At 37.9% G+C, this 16,626-nt stretch carries 22 protein-coding genes; all 22 read left to right on the top strand.

The annotated features are described in order from the left end of the window. Positions 1-8: 8 nt before the first annotated feature. The 22 genes from ABFY81_RS05040 to ABFY81_RS04935 all read left to right on the top strand — a co-directional run bounded on the left by ABFY81_RS05040 (position 9) and on the right by ABFY81_RS04935 (position 16,465). Entirely contained in the window at positions 9-962 is a 954-nt protein-coding gene (locus ABFY81_RS05040) for a major capsid protein (RefSeq protein WP_347913216.1), read from the top strand. Between the two features lie 66 nt (positions 963-1,028). After that, positions 1,029-1,694 carry a stress-responsive nuclear envelope protein gene (locus tag ABFY81_RS05035; protein ID WP_347913215.1) on the top strand — a complete coding sequence of 222 codons (666 nt, stop codon included), beginning with the start codon at positions 1,029-1,031 and terminating at the stop codon, positions 1,692-1,694. 4 nt (positions 1,695-1,698) lie between these two features. Continuing rightward, positions 1,699-2,088 carry a hypothetical protein gene (locus ABFY81_RS05030; RefSeq protein ID WP_312824969.1) on the top strand — a complete coding sequence of 130 codons (390 nt, stop codon included), beginning with the start codon at positions 1,699-1,701 and terminating at the stop codon, positions 2,086-2,088. Positions 2,089-2,091: 3 nt separating this feature from the next. Then, complete coding sequence (locus ABFY81_RS05025) at positions 2,092-2,460, top strand: glutamate 5-kinase (protein WP_347913214.1); 369 nt, start codon at positions 2,092-2,094, stop codon at positions 2,458-2,460. Between the two features lie 68 nt (positions 2,461-2,528). Next, entirely contained in the window at positions 2,529-2,726 is a 198-nt protein-coding gene (locus ABFY81_RS05020) for a hypothetical protein (protein ID WP_347913213.1), read from the top strand. Positions 2,727-2,733: 7 nt separating this feature from the next. Then, positions 2,734-3,027 carry a hypothetical protein gene (locus ABFY81_RS05015; RefSeq protein ID WP_347913212.1) on the top strand — a complete coding sequence of 98 codons (294 nt, stop codon included), beginning with the start codon at positions 2,734-2,736 and terminating at the stop codon, positions 3,025-3,027. 51 nt (positions 3,028-3,078) lie between these two features. Next, the gene (locus ABFY81_RS05010; RefSeq protein WP_347913211.1) at positions 3,079-3,483 is read left to right on the top strand and encodes a hypothetical protein; all 405 of its coding nucleotides are present in this window, start codon (positions 3,079-3,081) and stop codon (positions 3,481-3,483) included. Then, positions 3,455-3,823, top strand: a complete 369-nt coding sequence (locus ABFY81_RS05005) for an HK97 gp10 family phage protein (protein ID WP_347913420.1) — start codon at positions 3,455-3,457, stop codon at positions 3,821-3,823. The genes ABFY81_RS05010 and ABFY81_RS05005 overlap by 29 nt, the downstream gene beginning before the upstream one ends. Before the next feature lies 1 nt (position 3,824). Beyond that, positions 3,825-4,223: a hypothetical protein gene (locus ABFY81_RS05000; protein WP_347913210.1), complete on the top strand. Its 399-nt coding sequence runs from the start codon at positions 3,825-3,827 to the stop codon at positions 4,221-4,223. Between the two features lie 69 nt (positions 4,224-4,292). Further along, the gene (locus ABFY81_RS04995; protein WP_347913209.1) at positions 4,293-4,646 is read left to right on the top strand and encodes a hypothetical protein; all 354 of its coding nucleotides are present in this window, start codon (positions 4,293-4,295) and stop codon (positions 4,644-4,646) included. Further along, complete coding sequence (locus ABFY81_RS04990) at positions 4,646-5,788, top strand: phage tail protein (RefSeq protein ID WP_347913208.1); 1,143 nt, start codon at positions 4,646-4,648, stop codon at positions 5,786-5,788. Before ABFY81_RS04995 ends, ABFY81_RS04990 begins: the two co-directional genes overlap by 1 nt. Positions 5,789-5,884: 96 nt before the next feature. Further along, entirely contained in the window at positions 5,885-6,802 is a 918-nt protein-coding gene (locus tag ABFY81_RS04985) for a phage tail tube protein (RefSeq protein WP_347913207.1), read from the top strand. A gap of 69 nt (positions 6,803-6,871) precedes the next feature. Continuing rightward, positions 6,872-7,381 carry a hypothetical protein gene (locus ABFY81_RS04980; RefSeq protein ID WP_347913206.1) on the top strand — a complete coding sequence of 170 codons (510 nt, stop codon included), beginning with the start codon at positions 6,872-6,874 and terminating at the stop codon, positions 7,379-7,381. After that, complete coding sequence (locus ABFY81_RS04975) at positions 7,360-7,647, top strand: hypothetical protein (RefSeq protein ID WP_347913419.1); 288 nt, start codon at positions 7,360-7,362, stop codon at positions 7,645-7,647. The genes ABFY81_RS04980 and ABFY81_RS04975 overlap by 22 nt, the downstream gene beginning before the upstream one ends. A gap of 176 nt (positions 7,648-7,823) precedes the next feature. Then, positions 7,824-8,954, top strand: a complete 1,131-nt coding sequence (locus ABFY81_RS04970; protein WP_347913205.1) for an XRE family transcriptional regulator — start codon at positions 7,824-7,826, stop codon at positions 8,952-8,954. 3 nt (positions 8,955-8,957) lie between these two features. Next, on the top strand, positions 8,958-9,491 hold the full coding sequence (locus tag ABFY81_RS04965) for a DUF4411 family protein (protein ID WP_347913204.1): 534 nt from the start codon (positions 8,958-8,960) through the stop codon (positions 9,489-9,491). 64 nt (positions 9,492-9,555) lie between these two features. Then, a complete protein-coding gene (locus tag ABFY81_RS04960; RefSeq protein ID WP_347913203.1) occupies positions 9,556-9,894 on the top strand; it encodes a hypothetical protein in 339 nt (112 codons plus the stop codon). 87 nt (positions 9,895-9,981) lie between these two features. Beyond that, on the top strand, positions 9,982-10,425 hold the full coding sequence (locus ABFY81_RS04955; protein WP_347913202.1) for a surface-adhesin E family protein: 444 nt from the start codon (positions 9,982-9,984) through the stop codon (positions 10,423-10,425). A 109-nt stretch (positions 10,426-10,534) separates the two neighbouring features. After that, positions 10,535-10,711: a hypothetical protein gene (locus ABFY81_RS04950; RefSeq protein ID WP_347913201.1), complete on the top strand. Its 177-nt coding sequence runs from the start codon at positions 10,535-10,537 to the stop codon at positions 10,709-10,711. Positions 10,712-10,719: 8 nt separating this feature from the next. Beyond that, the gene (locus tag ABFY81_RS04945) at positions 10,720-11,043 is read left to right on the top strand and encodes a DUF4236 domain-containing protein (RefSeq protein WP_347913200.1); all 324 of its coding nucleotides are present in this window, start codon (positions 10,720-10,722) and stop codon (positions 11,041-11,043) included. A 31-nt stretch (positions 11,044-11,074) separates the two neighbouring features. Beyond that, positions 11,075-11,434 carry a hypothetical protein gene (locus ABFY81_RS04940; RefSeq protein ID WP_347913199.1) on the top strand — a complete coding sequence of 120 codons (360 nt, stop codon included), beginning with the start codon at positions 11,075-11,077 and terminating at the stop codon, positions 11,432-11,434. A 174-nt stretch (positions 11,435-11,608) separates the two neighbouring features. Continuing rightward, a complete protein-coding gene (locus ABFY81_RS04935) occupies positions 11,609-16,465 on the top strand; it encodes a tape measure protein (protein ID WP_347913198.1) in 4,857 nt (1,618 codons plus the stop codon). Positions 16,466-16,626 lie beyond the last annotated feature (161 nt).

The following is a 16,626-nucleotide window of genomic DNA, read 5'->3' as shown; positions in this document are numbered from 1 at the left end:
AAGTCGTTATGACTACAACAGTTAATTCAGACATGATCATCTACAACCAATTGGCACAAACTGCTTATTTAGAGCGTTTGCAAGACAATTTGAATGTCTTTAACGAGGCATCAGCTGGAGCGATTCTTTATAAAAATGAAATCATTGAAGGCGATTTTAATAAAGAATCATTTTATCGTGTTGGTGGCAGCATCAAGCACCGTGATGTGAACTCAAACGCTAAAGTTAACCATGAAAAAATTGCCGCTGGAGAATCTGTCGGTGTAAAAATTCCGTTTAAATACGGTCCTTATGCATCTACTGAAGAAGCTTTTAAGCGCCGTGCTCGTACACCTGAAGAGTTCGCAATGATTCTTGGTTATGATCTGGCCGATGCTTTAGTTGCAGGGCGTTTACAGTACAGCTTGGCTTCATTAAAAGCTGCGATTACAAGCAATTCTGATATGGTCGCAAAAGGAAGTATTGCAGTAGACGGTCGAAAAGCATTAACACGTGGGATGCGTAAATTTGGTGACAAGTTTGGGCGTATCGGTTTGTGGGTAATGAACTCAGATACCTATTTCGATATCGTAGATGATGCAATCACCAAGCAGATTTATGGTGAATCTGAAATCGTTATTTATGGCGGTTTACCAGGTACTTTAGGTAAACCTGTACTTGTTACTGACGCTGTAGGCGATAACGATGCATTTGGCTTGCAGTATGGTGCTGTGACTGTAACTGAGTCACAAGTACCAGGCTTCCGAGCATACGACATCAATGATGAAGAAAACTTTGCTATTGGTATGCGTGCTGAAGGTACATTTAACCTAGACATTCTTGGTTATAGCTGGGATACAACAAAAGGTGAGAATCCAGATCTTACTTTACTTGGGTCAAGTGCTAACTGGAAGAAACACGCAACCAGCAACAAAATGACCGCTGGTACATTGCTTGATTTGTCAGGTGCAACTAGCGGTTAATTCTTAAAAATCTCATTTATCAGAGGGCTATTAAGCCCTCTTTTTTATTATTAAGAGAAAAGTGTCATGAAGTTAATCTATACACGTATTGCTGCAGTAGCAGCTTTAGAAGTTGGGACTATTGCGAATCCTGACTATTATGAAAATCCAAATCGTAGTGCTGAAGAAGTAATCATTTATGGTGACTATCCAAAAATCCAGAATGATTATGAATCTTTGGGTATTCCAGTTGAAGTTCGCAAACTGGAAGAGCCTGCAAAAACGACTTTGGCTACAGTAAATGTCGCAGTGGGAATTACCCCTGAGTTGCAAGAGGTAATTGATAATACAAAAGCTGAGTGTGAAAAGGTTGTTGAGGAAAACGGGCAACTTAAACAGAAAATCGAAATCTTGGAACAGGCAAGTGGTGATAGTTCAGAACTAATTTCTGAAAACTCACGTTTAAAAGATGCTGTACTCCAAGCTGACAATGCTACTAAAGCGGCTGAAGGAAAGGTAGTTAGCATTCAAGCAGAATTTGATGCTTTCAAAAATGATATTGCCGCTATGCAAGCGCGTATTGATGAATTGGAAGCTGGAAAAGCGGCACAAAACCAAGCAACAGAAACGTCGGCAAATGATTTTGAAAGTTGGTCTAATGATCAAATAAAAGAATATTTAGCTAGTAAAAACATTGGCTATAAACCATCTGCTTCAAAAGCAGAACTTCTTAAATTAATCCCGAAGGAATAATGCAATGAGCTTTATTACTGTAGATGACGCAAATTCAATTTTGGGCAGCGATTTTGCACCAGACAGTGATAAAGCTCGTCTGGTTCAACTTGCAAATGTTTGGATGAAAAAACGAATTGGATTTGTGCCGGATCCTATAGATTCACTTCTTATAGATGCTGCTTGTGAAATCATTAAAGGCATTCTGGCCAAAGTAATTTATAACGGCAAAGAGCAGCTGCTTAAACGAAAGAAAGTTAAAGCTGATTCAGTCGAATCTGAAAAAGAATTTCAAGAAGGTTCTGAGGCTATTTCTAGCTTTGAACAGATAGCAATTGATTATATTGATTCGCTTGATTTGAAAGATCCTAATGCAAGTTTTAATGGCTTCGGCATTCCACTATACAGGGCATAAATAATGGGCTTAAGAGATGAGCTACAGGCGGAAATTGCTGAAGCATTTAATGAAGATTTGGCTGACACCGTTCATACCTTTACGTGTGAACGGATATCAATAACAAATTGGGATCCTAAGACTGAAACTCATGTAGAGGTTAAAGAAAATTATTCTGGCCGTGGTGTTCTGTTTGGCTCATATAGTCAATATGAAATACAAACGCTTGGAGTGCTGGCTACAGATAAGAAAGCCACCTTGCTGCAAAATGAAGTGAATATGGCCCCGAAAATTGATGATGAGTGGATTACGGACTTAGGCTCATTCCGGGTAATTCATATTAAACAGGATCCAGCTGCAACTATTTGGAAATGTCAGTTGAGGAAGGTTTAAATTTTTATTGATTAATTTAGTTAATTTAAGCTATATACCTATTTTTAAAATATTTTCTTGGGGAAATTATGGGGTATATCGTTAAATTAACCGATTCTGATAAATATTTAATTCCAGACAATGAGGGTTGGCTCACCACTACAGATTCAAAAGAAAAAGCTGTAGAAATTGGTCAAATTGATGACGAAGAGTCTGCTGAGTTAACTGCGCATAGTTTTAGTGGCGGTATGACGACTGGTGTTGATTTCATAATTGAGAAGGTTTAATTAAATTATGGCAACTCAAGCATATGTAATCGTCATTGAAATCCCAGAAAAGAAATGCCCAAATGTTCGAGGTAGATCTAATCTAATTAAAGATGGCAAGGCAAAAGTTTATCTTTCAAATAATACAACTTCCAGAGATGCTGAAAATGGCTTTGACCGCTATGGGGTAACAGGTGGTCGAAATGCTGTGGTAGTTACTGAGACTTCATTTCCAAAATACGAAGAAGAAATTAAGAATTATCTTAATCGAAGGTTTGGAGATGATTGGTCTTTAGAACTAGAAAAGTGCTCAGTTGCATAAATTAAAACCCACATCGGTGGGTTTTTTAATGGGCGAAATTTTGGAGTTTAGATGATAAGTACAGATTACATTCCTTTATGGCATATCTCGCCTTTTCAACATGTCAAATATGCACTTGCTCGAAATCAAATACATATGGATTTGTTATTTGAAGATATGGGCAAAGCTGATCAATTTTTAGATATGGGGGCGGATGCTCAGGTTAGTTCTTATTCAGATGGCGCATATGCAATTGTCCAAATTGGAGATACAGCGGATAAGGACCAAATACAAGTTTATGGATTGCTTTTACACGAGGCTGTTCATATTTGGCAAATAGTAAAACGGCGAATGGGTGAGCGCGAGCCAAGCGTAGAGTTTGAAGCATATTCGATTCAAGCGATCGCTCAAGACCTTTTTGAAATGTATGAAGAAAGTGAGGTAAATGATGGGATGGAAGGGGAAAAAACCAACTGAATTTAGTTTTGATGTGGCTAAAACGGCAGAGGAAAAGGTAAAGAAAATTACAATGGATGCTGTTCAGTCTTTGGTCGTTTCAAGTCCCGTTGATACTGGTGCTTATCGTGCTTCTCACATTGTTTCTATTGGATCTGGTGATTATGGGGTGCGAGAGCCTTCTACAAATGCTGTGCAAGATGCAGCGATTCAAGCTGTTAAGTTTAAGCTGGGTAATTTGATCTATATACAGAATAACCAGCCATATGCTGAACGCTTAGAAAATGGTTGGTCTGATCAAGCGCCGCAAGGTATTTATAAGACCACGTTTACTTATATTTCTCAGAAGTACGGTGGTTAAGATGGCAATGACATTAGAACAGACTAGGCAAGCCATTATCGATCGTATGCAAAGCTTTACTGGTATTGCCCAGAACAGAATTCAGTATCCAAATGCACCAGGCTTTACAGTACCAAAGGAAGGCTTGTGGTGTCGTTTAAAGATAGAAGGTGGTCCGAGCTTTACTTCAGGTGTTGCCGATAAACCTTGTACTCGTCGTACAGGGAATATCATGATTCAATGCTTTGATCGACTCCATACTGGAGAAAAAGCACTAACAGTTCTAAGTGATGCTTTACTGGCGCATTTTGAGTATTTCTCAATTGATGATTTAGAGTGTTTGAAGGGCGAATCGATTGATGCGGGGAAAGATGCTGACTTCATTCAATACAACGTATCAATAAGCTACCTCATTAACTAAAACATATAACAATCCAACTTTTTCACTACCACCTCATCGGTGGTTTTTTTATGTCTATAGGAATCACTTATGAGCAATTTCGTTTTTAAGCGTGGTGACACATTCAACTTGAATTTGCAGCTCGTTGATACAGATGAAGCTTTGCAATATCCACCCGATGATGTTCGACGTGCGATTGATCTAACAGGCTATGTGTTTACATCGCAGGTTAAATCGTTGGCAGATGGAGCTGTGGTTGCAACTTTGACTTGTGCAGCTTTAAGCCAAAGCACACAAAAGGGTTGGCTTAACGTGAAATCTGGAGCTAGCACAGCCGCATGGCCTTTAGGTTTATGTCAGATGGATATTAAAGCGGTAGTGAGTGGTAATACACAACATACCGAAACCTTAACCTTTCAAGTTATTGATGGGGTAACAGCTTAATGAATCTTGTATTTAAATTTAATTGGGACCATCGGCCTTTCCCATATAACGCTTTACAGGGAAAGCGGCAATTCATGCTGCCATTCGCTTCGGGCATTCCCAATCTAGCACCTAACTTTTCTCAAGTAGTTGGTACAGCAGCTATCTCTCAAGGTGGTACCGGGGCGACAACTTCAGCAGATGCTCGATCAAATCTTGGAGCTGCTGAAAAAGGCGTGAATAGTGATATTACTCAAATTAAGGGTTTAACAACTGCTCTTGCTATAGACCAAGGTGGTACAGGTGCTTCCACCGCTGCAGGAGCCCGAGTATCTTTAGGGTTAGGCGATATGGGAGCACCAGGCTTTTCGGGAAGTAAAATTAGTGAGCTCTATGACAAGGTGTCGGTTCCACAATGGGTTGCGATATTGGGTGATAACAAGTTTACTTTCCTATCAAATGGAGACTGGCAAGGTGGGAATGTAAACAATCCACTTAATATGCCTGCCCGCTATGGCTCTTTATTTTCATATTTAGGCTCAAACTCATACGGAACTTATTCTTGGCAAATTTTTAAGTCAGTATTGGGTGGACAACTTTCATATCGTTATGGAGCTGGTGCTGACGCATGGACTGCTTGGGGACATTTAAAGACAAGCTTTAACACTTCTGTCGATGCAAACGGATTTTTAAAATCAGCCTCACCAGTCGTGAAGCTATTTAGTGATCATATCGAACTAAATAGTGATGCAGAAAAGCAGCCTATTGAATTTAAGAAAGTCGATGTGGGTGAATATCTGCTTAAGGGCTCTTTAGGCTTTGCTCAGGAAGGTTGGTATATCGAAGTACCCAAAGACGCAAACGGCAACACAATTGTCGCGGTGGTGTATGACACATTAGAAAACGGCGATATTTCAATTAAAACTTATAAACGTAAGTTTGATTTTGAACTTGCTGCTGTAGTTGCAGATCTAGATAACCCTGTTGAAATCCCTGAAGCACGCTGGATTGATATTCGATTGCATGAAGAACCCGAACCGGAGCCTGAAGAAGAACATTTATCAGAAATACCTTTTAATTTTCAACCTACAAATTTATCAGAAGCAGTTTCAGCTGCTATGGTCGGCGTAGCCCCGCCAGAACTCTCAGAAGAAACCAAGTAATGACCCGCTAATTTAGCGGGTTTTTTTACGCCCTCTATTTTTACCGACCCGCTCATGAAGCGGGTTTTTTTATGCCTAAATTTTGGAGAACTATAAATGAGTTCAGGCGCGAAAATTCGATTATATGCTTGTGAAGAAGCAGTTTTAGGAACAACTCCAGCAAATCCAATTTGGTACACCGTTCGCCGTGTAACTGATGGCTTATCAGAAAACGTCTCTACTGAAGAAAGTAGCGAAGTTGTTGATTCACGTTATCGTCAAGGTGGTGTAGTAACTGAAGCTGAAGTAGCTGGTCAGTTAGAGTTTGAGTTATCTCTCGGTACCTTCGATCTATTCTTAAGTGCTTTAGCTTTCAACAACTGGGCAACAAACAGTTTAACTATTGGTGGTACCGTCCGTAAGTCATTAACGTTAGTTAAAGTTTTTGAAGATGTGGGACAGGTATTTATCTACCGTGGTGTGCAGGTAAATACTGGCGAAATCACTATTCAAACTACTGGGAAAATCACTGGTAACTTTGGTTTAGTAGGTAACTCATTCACTCGCCAGACTACAAGCCCGGTTGTGAATCCTGTTGCAGCTTCAACACGACCACTGGTTAGTATGCCAAACGTTGAAAACTTGCTTGTTAATGGCCAGTCGATTCAAGGTAAGGCGTGTATGCAGTCACTTACGCTTTCGATCAATAACAACCTTGAAGCGGTGCGTTGTATTGGTTCAGGCAAATACACTCCAGAGTTTTACTTAGAAAAGATGATGGATATTGAAGCAAATGCTTCATTTATGTTCTCAACTACAGCAGCAGGCTGGATTGATGCCATCAAAACTCGTGATGTGTTCACTTTGACTTTCGATATTAAAGACAGCAAAGGCAGTAAATACTCGTTCAACTTCCCGCAGCTAGAAGTCATGGAAGCCAATCATCCGGATGGTGGCGGTGATGACATCATCACTTTAGATATCAACTTTGCCCAAGTTCGTACAGCACCGACAATTGTGCGAGCTCTTTTGTAATTCAAGTTAATAAACCTTAAGCCCATGGGATCCCGTGGGCTTTTCTATTCCTAAATATTCGAGGTAGTTATGGCTTTAAAAGTCGGAATTGTACGAAGTTCAGAAGTATCGAAGTGGTGTACTTTTGAAACTGCAGGTGGACAAGCAGAGTTTAAAATTCGTGGTATTGGCTATAAACCTTTCCAAGTTGCTTTAGAGAAAGCAGGTAATCAAATTTCATCAAAAGGCTATGATGTAATGGCAAAAGATGAAAACGGTAAGCTTTACCATGAGCTCTTATTGGATGCAGCAGGGGCACATTTAATTGAAGACTGGAAGGGTGTTGTTTTCTCTGAAGTGGTTGAAGGTAAGACTGTTGAAACTGAGCAGCCATACACACCAGAGAATGCCTCTAAGCTACTAAACCTTGGTGATATTGGCCTTGTGATTTGGACATTTATCAAAGATCAAGCTCAAAAGATTCAAGAAAATGCTGATAAAGACAAGGCGACGATCTTGGGAAAGTCCTCGAACTCTACAAATACCAAAAAACCTACGCGTCGAAAACGCCGCACGAAATCGAACAAATCAAGTTCTTAGGTGGACTTGTTCCAGAGCCACCAAAATATTCTTATGCGGCTCAGTCCATTCTTTCAGCATTTAGCACTATTTGCAGATCTAGGAGATATGAGCAAGGTATACCGCTATCGTTAGATCAGCAGGCTATTAATGTCTATGCTGAGCATAATGATTTACCTGTTGATGCTCATATCTTTAATGATTGTATCTTTGCTTTGGATAACTTGTTTCTGGATGAATCGCATAAGAAGACTCAGATAGAAAGCGATAAAAGAAAGAAGGGATAACATAAGGGTGTGAGAAGGAGCACTTTCTAACTCACAATGAAAAGAAAACTTTTGTTAAAAGTGTATGAGCACACTAATATTTTAGATAAACTACTACTGCACATAAGTGTTAATTATGTGCAGTAAAATTGGATCAATTTTCTCTAGAAATGCGATGTAGGCTATCGGTAGTTAACATGAAAGTTCAATTAGTTAGACACTCAAATAAAGCGTTGAAACGCTATATGGTAGATATGAACATATCTGCTGATGAGTTAGCACGTCTAACAAAAATTGCCGAATCCAAGTTAACTAAAGCTTTAGAACTAGATGATGAATTAGTTTTTAAACTAAGCCAGTTAGAAAAAATTGCGAAGGCTCTTTATGTTCCTACAGTATATCTAACCACTGAGCAACATGTATTCAAAAGAGACACACCAGATTTAATTGAACATCGAAATAAATTAGATATTTCAGAAAATAAATACAAGTATCAGTCTTTAATTGAAGAGTTTTCGCTTGTAAGGCAAAACTATATTTCAATTAAGGAAGCATTGGATGAGGAAATACTAGATTTTGACTTGTCATTGTCTGGAAACATTGAGTATGCTGAACAAGATGCTGAAAAACTTGTTGAATATTTTGGCTTTCGAGAATTTAAGAAAAAAGTAAAAAATAATGATGATTATTACAATTCTTGGAGACAACTAGTTGAAGATAAGGATATTATTGTTTTAGATAGAGGCACTGAGAAATATGGTTCAGATGGGATGTGTATGTTTTATAAAACTCTCCCTATTATTACTATTTTTAGTTCTGGACAGTATGCTTCTAGAAAACTTTTTACTTTAATTCATGAGATTGTACATCTAGGTTTAGGTCAAAGTGTTTTTGATGGGAAGATGACTGAATCTCAAAAAGAAATTGAGCGATACTGTGATCGTGTTGCTGGATATGTACTTGCTCCTAAAGATATTATAGAAAAATATTTTACTGAGGATTTAACTCTGGATGAAATTATTCTATTAATAAGAAGGGATACAAAAGCTAGCAAAGCAGCAATTGCAATCCAATTAAAAACCCTGGGCTATATTGGAAATGATGAATTAAGCGATTATCTAGAATTCATCACACCAAAAAATGATGGTATTCCAAACAACAAAAAGGAAAATACCGTATTAAGGTATTTTGGTCATAACTACGTTGAAAAAGTATTAAGCGCAATGTGGCAAGAACAAATATCATCAAGTACAGCGAAATCGATCCTTGGTTTTAGAAATTCAACTAGCCGAGAGTCATTTAAACACCTTCAAGAGAAGGTGTTTTAATTGATGATAAGAATCTGTATAGACACTAATGCAATACTTGATTTATGTTACCGCTATTATCCAAGTGAAAAATTTCCATGGATTTGGGAAGGACTACAAGTTTGTAAGTCTTCTGGTTCGATTGGTTTTTTCATTTGTGCTTCTGTCGAGGATGAAGTTTTAGAACAAATTTCAAGATTTGGATACGATGAAGAAAAATATGATAACTTTAAGAATGCTTTTAGGCCTTTGATTGTAAATCCGGATACGCATGGACAGGCAACATCAGATTTCAAAAATGATCTTTTGACTTGCCCAATTGCAATAGCATCTCCTCATGTTTTAGAAGACAACTATGCTGATTTAGATATTGTAAGTCTAGGAAAGCATTTTAATGGTGAGGGTTATGTTTTAACCTCAGAACAAATTAATCCGAATATCGATTGGAACAAATCCAAAGCACATAAAGGAATCAAGGTTCCAAATCTCGCAGAACGATTCGGTGTTAGGTGTGGTTCCTGGATTAATCTAATTGATGAGTTGGATATATCCCATTAAGATTCCACCTTCGGGTGGTTTTTTTATATAATATTTTTCTATAACATTAAATATTCTTTTAATTATGAAATATATACTTCTAATTTTGCTTGTGGCTGTAATGCCGGGGTGTGAGAAAGATTCTGATGTCGGTTCAAAGATAGATTATAAAGCCAAGTTTGAAAAATCTGATGCTCTCATTAGTACTTATTTAGATAAATTGGATTCACCCTCGACACCACCTAAGGTTAAAGAAAAGATCCTTTGTGAGACTTATCCAAATGAGTACAAGCAAAATTACATGCCAGCCTTAATGGCATTGGCACCTAAAGATCATACGCAAGCAAAGCTTTTAAATGATTTGAAAGCAGCGGCTGATTATTACAAAGAAAAGTTAGGTATTAAATGTTTTAACTCAGTTTAAAAGCTTGTGGACTGAATTTTTTTTAGCTATTTGTCGAATGTTTAGAAATCTACATTCTGTTATCCTTCCTTTCAAAGGAGATACTTTATGAAAAAAATATTTTTATTATTAGGTTTACTTAGTCCAATTAATTGTTTTGCAGCAAATTGGGTTTATGTAACTTCGTCTTCTAATGAAAGCTACTATGTTGATAAGGACTATTACCATTACGATGCTAAGAATAAGACTGTAGAAATATGGAGTAAGTCAGTAGGTAAAAAGAGTGATGGAAGTGGTTTTTATACTAGTTCCAAATCATTAGATAAATACTATTGCTCTATGAAGAAGTTTAAAAGTATTGCATTTGTCGAATATGCTCAATCTGGTAATGTAACAAAGTCAAGGGATACACCTTCTGCAAATCTTAATTTGATTTTCCCAGAAACAATTGCGGAAGGAATATGGAAGGTTGCATGTAATTCTAATGGGAAAGGTTTTAGGTTTTCTAAATACCAATCTGAAACTGGTGATGCTAGTTCAATCAGCTATTAATAAATTATTTTGTGATTTTCAAACCACCTTTTGGTGGTTTTTCTTTATGTGACATTTAGTAACCAGTTTGTTAAAGTTAGTTCACTTTATAACAAAAGGTTAAAAACTCATGAAGCAAATTATTATAAGTGTCTTACTAATTTTAGGTTCTATAAGTTTTGCTGAAGCGGGGCGAGGAAGACAACCTTGCTCAGGTAGTAAAGGAGGTGTTAGTCACTGTGATGGAGCTAAATTTGTTTGTAAAGATGGCTCAATAAGCGCATCTAAAAAGATTTGTACTAGATAGGTGGCGATATGGGATTAAATTTTAGAAAAAGTATAAAAATTGCTCCGGGAGTCCGAGTAAATATAAGTAAAAAAGGAGTCTCAAGTGTTTCCGTTGGTGGAAAAGGGGCACGAGTAAATGTTAGTAAGAAGGGAACTCGAACAACAGTAGGGTTACCGGGTACTGGTTTATCTTATTCTAAATTTTCTAGTCATACTAAGAAAACAACTCACAGAAGAGAACCTGATTTTAATAATCCTGATTACGTATGGGGCTACCCTAAATCTGAATGGATTATTTGTGGAATTATATTATTTATAGCTTTAATGATTTTTATTTGGATCATTAGCTGATTTTTAAATATTGATATTAGATTGGTTTTATATGAAAAAGATTGTCTTTACCTTATTTTGTTGTTTGCCTATGTTTGCATTTGCAGATTGCAAACAAATATACGGAGATGTTGAAGAGGGCTTAAAGGATATCGCAGCATTTAAAAGTACAGCAAGTTCATATCGAAAGGCTGGTTACAGTGCTAAGGCTGATTCTTTTGATCAAAAAATTTCTAATTCACAAGGTCAAGTAAATATACTTTTAATGCAGGCGAAAGATTTAAAGTGTAAATCGTTTAAATCATCTCTTAATCCAGATAAGTATCTAAAAGCTGCTGATAAGTGTGGTAAATCAATTGATTCATCAACCATGGAATTTGATTGTGATAGAAAGAACTGGAAACCAGAGTAGTCATGATAAAAAGTTTCCAAAGTGCTTTTTGATGGGAGCACTTGTAGTTTCTGTAGACTATATTTACCGTTAATAAGGTTTAATTAAAGAACCCACTCATCGAGTGGGTTTTTTATTGTCCAAAATTTATAGCCCACTTTTTGTGGGCTTTTTTATTGCCCTGAGGAAAGTGAAATGGCACAAGAATCACGTTTGGTCATTGTAATTGATTCGCAAAATGCTGAACGCAATGCACGAAATCTAGGTAATGAACTTAACAGTATTGAGAAGAATGGTGACTTCGCAACAAAGTCTATGGATCGTTTGTCTATAGCGACTCGTTCATTAGCTGGATATATGGCTGGGGTAGTTACAATTGGTTCAGCAATTAGCAAGATGGATCTTTACACTGGCATTAATAACAAACTGAAGTTAGTTACTAGCAACCAGAAAGAACTGAATCAGGCAATGGATGATACTTTTGCAATTGCGCAACGCTCAGCTTCATCTTGGAGTGCTGTCAATGATGTGTATTCAAAATACATGTCCAATGCAAAGACACTGAATTTAACTCAAGAACAAACAGCAAAACTTACAGAAATTACTTCAAAAGCTGTAGCAATTAGTGGATCTAATGCTGAATCAGCAGCAGCTGCTTTATTTCAATATGGACAAGCATTAGACGGCGGGGTTTTAAGGGCCGAAGAGTTTAACAGCCTAGTCGATGGTGCTGGTGGCCTCTTGAATGCTATGGCAAAAGGTTTAGGTGTGACTCGTGGTGAACTCCGCCAGATGATGCTAGATGGTAAACTTACTGGCGATGTTATTACTAAAGCCTTATTAAATGCTGGGGATAGTGTTGAACAGCTTTATGGCAAAACGGATAAAACAATAGCTCAGTCCTTAGAAATGTTAAGTAATGGCATTACTAAGTTTGTTGGTGAAACTGGACAAGGATCTGGTGCTGCGCAGTCTTTAGCTGGTTCTATTCAAGTACTCGCTACAAATCTCGATCTAATTGTAGATAGTGCTTTTGTACTTGGCATTGGTTTGATGACGAAGGCTGTTTTAACAAAAACTATTGCAATTCAAGCAAGCATTGTGGCTTCCGCACAACAAAGAGCTGCTAATTTGGCTGAAGCACAATCACAAGTACAGTTACTTGGTATTGAAGCAATGAGAGCAAGACAGTCTGCGGCATTAGCTCTAACAGAAATTGGATTAGCAAGAGCAGAATATAACTCAGCTGTTACAGCAGATGCTCGTGCAGTAGCAGTACAACGCAAGACAACTGCTGAAATCGCTCATAGTATTGCTTTAAAAGAAGCTACAGCAGCCACTGCCGCATATACAGTTGCTCAAGGGAATTTGAATAGGGTAGCTACGCTTGGAAGTCGAGCTTTAGGTTTAGTTGGTGGGCCAATTGGTGCCATTACACTTGGAATAACTGCTTTAGCGGCTGGTTACATGTATTTCCAAGATAAGGCAGAAAAAGCAAATCAAAAGCTTGAAGAGCAGGCAAAAGTTGCAGAAAAAACTGATGAAGCTTTAAAAAAATTATCAGGAAATGATAAGGCAAAAGCTGTTAATGATCTAACAGCTGCATTTAATGCTCAGAATGAAACTTTGGAAAAATCTTCACGTGCCGTAGGATCTGCATTAATTGATATCGAGAATTATGCACGAGGAAACAGAGAGGTTGAAAAGATTTCTCAAGATGCAAGAACTGGAACTATCAGTTATTCAGAAGCGATTGAGCGTTTAAATAAAATTAAATTACCTACTGATCTTTATGAAAATCTTAAAAAGCAAGCTGCGCAATACGATCAAAATTCAGTTAAAGCAGGTCAATCTGCTGACAAATTAAAAATCTTCGGTATTGAAGTAACTTTAACTGGTAATAAAGCTCAGAATGCAGCAGCACAGCATCAACAGCAAGCGAATGCTTTAGGGAATACCGCTACTGAAGCTGAAAAGGCAACGAAGGCTTTACAAGATTATCAAGCTAAGCAAAAAGATAGCGTTATCGATTCAATCTACAAATCTGGGTGGCTAGATAAAGGGTATTCAGTTGCTCAAGCTAATGCCATTTTAGAGTTACAAAAAGCCAAAGGTATGAGTGCAATTCTGACCAAAGATGAAATAGAAGGTGCACTTAGAAATCTGAAAATACTAGAAGCTCAACAAGATAGAGAGGATAAATTAACTGAAGCTAAGAGAAAACAAACGCAAGAACTTGAAAAGCATCAAAAGATTTTAAATGTAAATGCAAAAGTTCAGGCATTATCTAGTAAATACAATATTTCTGGAAAGGCTGCGGCTGCTGGAATTCCAAAAGGCCTAATTGAAGGCATGATTATGCAAGAAAGCAGAGGAGATACTTACCGTAAAGGCAAATTATTAACATCACCAGCTGGTGCTCAAGGTTTGGCACAATTTATGCCAGCCACAGCCAAACAATATGGTGTTGATGTTAAAAGTGAAGAGTCTAGTGTAAATGGAATGATTAAGTATGTTTCAGCTCTTCTTAAGCAGTTTGGTGGAGATGTTGAAAAGGCTATTATGGCGTACAACGCTGGACCAGATAATGTAAAAAACGGAAAGGCATATGGATACAAAGAAACTAAGAAATATCTAGCAAACGTAAAGTCGTATACAGCTGGAGCAAATGGTTTTAAAGCAGGTGACATCTCATCAAAGGAATTTGATAAACGCCTTGAAGACGATGCTAAACTTGCTGAAGAACAAGCTAATCTTCGGATTAAGTTAGAAAATGATGTTGCGGATCAAGTAGCTAAGATTCGAAATGAATTAGCAAAAAAACTTGAGGACGTTGATAAAGCCAATTTCAGCCCTGAACGTAAGGCTCAAATCAAATCGGAATTGCAAGCACAGGCTGAGAATGACATAGCAATTGCTGAGCAGGCAACAAAAACCAAGCTTGATTCATTTCGTGACTTTACGAAAAGCGAAGAACAGCTTTTAAAAGATAGTTTCGCTAAACGTCAGTTTGAAGCAGCACATGATTTAGAGTTTACAAAAGATCAGCGAAAAATAGCAGTAGATCTTTTAGCACAGCAATTGCAGCAGGAGTTAGCTTTACTAAAACTAGCTCAAGAACAACGTTTATTTCAAGCTAAACAAGCTCTATTGACAGAAACCCAAGCTATGCAGGAGCGCTATAGATTAGAGCGGGAGGAAATAGCAAAAACTGTTAAAGATCCTGAGGAGCGCCAAGCAAGAATTTCATTATCTAAAGTATCTCAAAATAAAGAGACACGTGACAAAGTGAATAATGCTGCTCAGAATTGGGGTGCTATTCAAGCAGATATGAACGGGACGGGTGAGTTCTTTAGACAAGATCAAGAGCGATCCAGTCGGTTGGGTAGTGCTTACAATCTTTTCGATAGTCAACTTACTGCTACAGACTTAAATGAACAGAGCTCGCTTGATACACTAAATGCTCAATTTGAGCAGCAGCTTATAAGTCAACAGGATTTTGAAAATCAGAAAACTGCGATTATTCAAGCTGCTCAATTACAGCGAGAACAAATTTCTGCTCAATATGCACAGAATGTTCAGGAGGTTGAAGACAAATATCAACAAGATCGTTTGAACACGCAGTTAATGTACGGCCAGCAAATGACTGGCTCATTAACTTCAATGTTCGGCTCCATGTTTGGTGAGCAATCCAAAGCCTACAAAATTATGTTTGCAGCAGATAAAGCTTTCGCTATTGCTTCAGCTGGCATTGCGATTCAGCAAAGTATTGCACAGGCAGCAAAGGTGGGTTTCCCAGCCAATATTCCACTGATTGCAACAGCAATAGCACAGGGTGCAAGCATTATCGGTAACATTCGTGCAATCAAAGATCAGGGCTTTGCAGATGGTGGTTACACTGGATCTGGTGGTAAATACGAACCTGCGGGTATTGTCCATAAAGGAGAGGTAGTCTGGTCACAAGAAGATATTCGCCGTTGGGGTGGTGTTGGATTGGTTGAAAATATGCGTAAGAGCTCAAGCCCTGAAGCATTTATCAATAACCATGCCATTAACAACACTTCAGCAGAAAATGTCTTTAATCGTTCATTCCTAAGCTCAAAAGCTTTTAATGACAATCAAACGATCTCGAATATCTTTAATCAGCCTACTCGAGAGAATCAGATTATCTTTAATGCTCTCAAGCCTAGCAAAGATGCAGTTTCAAGATCGGGAGATGTTCAAAGTATTACTAACCAGTATGCTGGGAACAACTCAAGCTTTAGCAACGTTCTTGATAAATCGATTCAAAGTAGTAAATCCTTTACTGCCAATAAATCGAACTTATCTAATTATTCTAATTCGAAAATTTTAAATAGTAATGTTTCAAACAGTACTACTCAGAATGCTCAGAAGGAATTGCTGAAGGAAGTTTCTGTCTTAAAAGGCAATGGTTTTGCTGATGGTGGTTATACAGGTAAGGGTAAGAAATATGATCTAGCCGGAGCTGTGCACAAAGGTGAAATAGTTTGGTCACAAGATGATATTAAAAAATGGGGTGGTGTTGAGAAAGTTGAACAGTTGAGGAAGGCTACAAGTCCTGATTCATTTATTTCTAACTATGCTCAAAATAACACCTCTTTCGAAAATACCATGAATCGGGCAAATCAAAGTTCACGAGCTACTGCATCTTCTGCTGCTAGTTCTGATCTATTCCACGACGGAAAAGTCTACTTCTCTTCAAATGGTTTAGTTCAGGATCGGTCTAATCTTGAAGATATTCAGGACTTTACCTCAAGTCATTCTCCGCGCCCTCAAGCTGAGTTTATGCCTTCTCTTGAGCAATCTTCGCCGACTATCAATTTCAAAATTGAAGTTGTAAATCAGGTAAGTGGGGCAACTGTTGAAGCAGAACAACTGGATGAGCAAACAGTCCGGATCATTGTTATAGAAGAAATGGATAAGCAACTTCCAAGAACGGTACCAAAACTTGTAAGTGATCAAATTGGTAATCCAAACTCAACTATTAGTCGATCTTTGACTGAGAATACGACCGCAAGACGTAACCGATAGTTTTAAAAGGGTACGTATAAGGAGAGAAAAATTTAAACTTACACTTTTAGGAGGAGGAGCTGTTGACACCACAGCACCTACTTATCTTTTTTCAACTTTAGATGCTACTTACAATTAATGAGCTGCCCAAGGGCGGCTCTTTTTAATTCATGGAAACCGGG

Source organism: Acinetobacter sp. WA-87, from assembly GCF_039938935.1.
Classification (GTDB): Bacteria; Pseudomonadota; Gammaproteobacteria; order Pseudomonadales; family Moraxellaceae; genus Acinetobacter; species Acinetobacter seifertii.
The sequence above is the reverse complement of the archived record's forward strand: the minus strand, read 5'-3'. Positions and strand labels throughout refer to the sequence as shown.

Bases quoted from the DNA above. Each gene is read 5' to 3' on its own strand.
- ABFY81_RS05040 (WP_347913216.1), top strand. From the start codon at position 9: ATGACTACAACAGTTAATTCAGACATGATCATCTACAACCAATTGGCA.
- ABFY81_RS05035 (WP_347913215.1), top strand. From the start codon at position 1,029: ATGAAGTTAATCTATACACGTATTGCTGCAGTAGCAGCTTTAGAAGTT.
- ABFY81_RS05030 (WP_312824969.1), top strand. From the start codon at position 1,699: ATGAGCTTTATTACTGTAGATGACGCAAATTCAATTTTGGGCAGCGAT.
- ABFY81_RS05025 (WP_347913214.1), top strand. From the start codon at position 2,092: ATGGGCTTAAGAGATGAGCTACAGGCGGAAATTGCTGAAGCATTTAAT.
- ABFY81_RS05020 (WP_347913213.1), top strand. From the start codon at position 2,529: ATGGGGTATATCGTTAAATTAACCGATTCTGATAAATATTTAATTCCA.
- ABFY81_RS05015 (WP_347913212.1), top strand. From the start codon at position 2,734: ATGGCAACTCAAGCATATGTAATCGTCATTGAAATCCCAGAAAAGAAA.
- ABFY81_RS05010 (WP_347913211.1), top strand. From the start codon at position 3,079: ATGATAAGTACAGATTACATTCCTTTATGGCATATCTCGCCTTTTCAA.
- ABFY81_RS05005 (WP_347913420.1), top strand. From the start codon at position 3,455: ATGGGATGGAAGGGGAAAAAACCAACTGAATTTAGTTTTGATGTGGCT.
- ABFY81_RS05000 (WP_347913210.1), top strand. From the start codon at position 3,825: ATGGCAATGACATTAGAACAGACTAGGCAAGCCATTATCGATCGTATG.
- ABFY81_RS04995 (WP_347913209.1), top strand. From the start codon at position 4,293: ATGAGCAATTTCGTTTTTAAGCGTGGTGACACATTCAACTTGAATTTG.
- ABFY81_RS04990 (WP_347913208.1), top strand. From the start codon at position 4,646: ATGAATCTTGTATTTAAATTTAATTGGGACCATCGGCCTTTCCCATAT.
- ABFY81_RS04985 (WP_347913207.1), top strand. From the start codon at position 5,885: ATGAGTTCAGGCGCGAAAATTCGATTATATGCTTGTGAAGAAGCAGTT.
- ABFY81_RS04980 (WP_347913206.1), top strand. From the start codon at position 6,872: ATGGCTTTAAAAGTCGGAATTGTACGAAGTTCAGAAGTATCGAAGTGG.
- ABFY81_RS04970 (WP_347913205.1), top strand. From the start codon at position 7,824: ATGAAAGTTCAATTAGTTAGACACTCAAATAAAGCGTTGAAACGCTAT.
- ABFY81_RS04965 (WP_347913204.1), top strand. From the start codon at position 8,958: ATGATAAGAATCTGTATAGACACTAATGCAATACTTGATTTATGTTAC.
- ABFY81_RS04960 (WP_347913203.1), top strand. From the start codon at position 9,556: ATGAAATATATACTTCTAATTTTGCTTGTGGCTGTAATGCCGGGGTGT.
- ABFY81_RS04955 (WP_347913202.1), top strand. From the start codon at position 9,982: ATGAAAAAAATATTTTTATTATTAGGTTTACTTAGTCCAATTAATTGT.
- ABFY81_RS04950 (WP_347913201.1), top strand. From the start codon at position 10,535: ATGAAGCAAATTATTATAAGTGTCTTACTAATTTTAGGTTCTATAAGT.
- ABFY81_RS04945 (WP_347913200.1), top strand. From the start codon at position 10,720: ATGGGATTAAATTTTAGAAAAAGTATAAAAATTGCTCCGGGAGTCCGA.
- ABFY81_RS04940 (WP_347913199.1), top strand. From the start codon at position 11,075: ATGAAAAAGATTGTCTTTACCTTATTTTGTTGTTTGCCTATGTTTGCA.
- ABFY81_RS04935 (WP_347913198.1), top strand. From the start codon at position 11,609: ATGGCACAAGAATCACGTTTGGTCATTGTAATTGATTCGCAAAATGCT.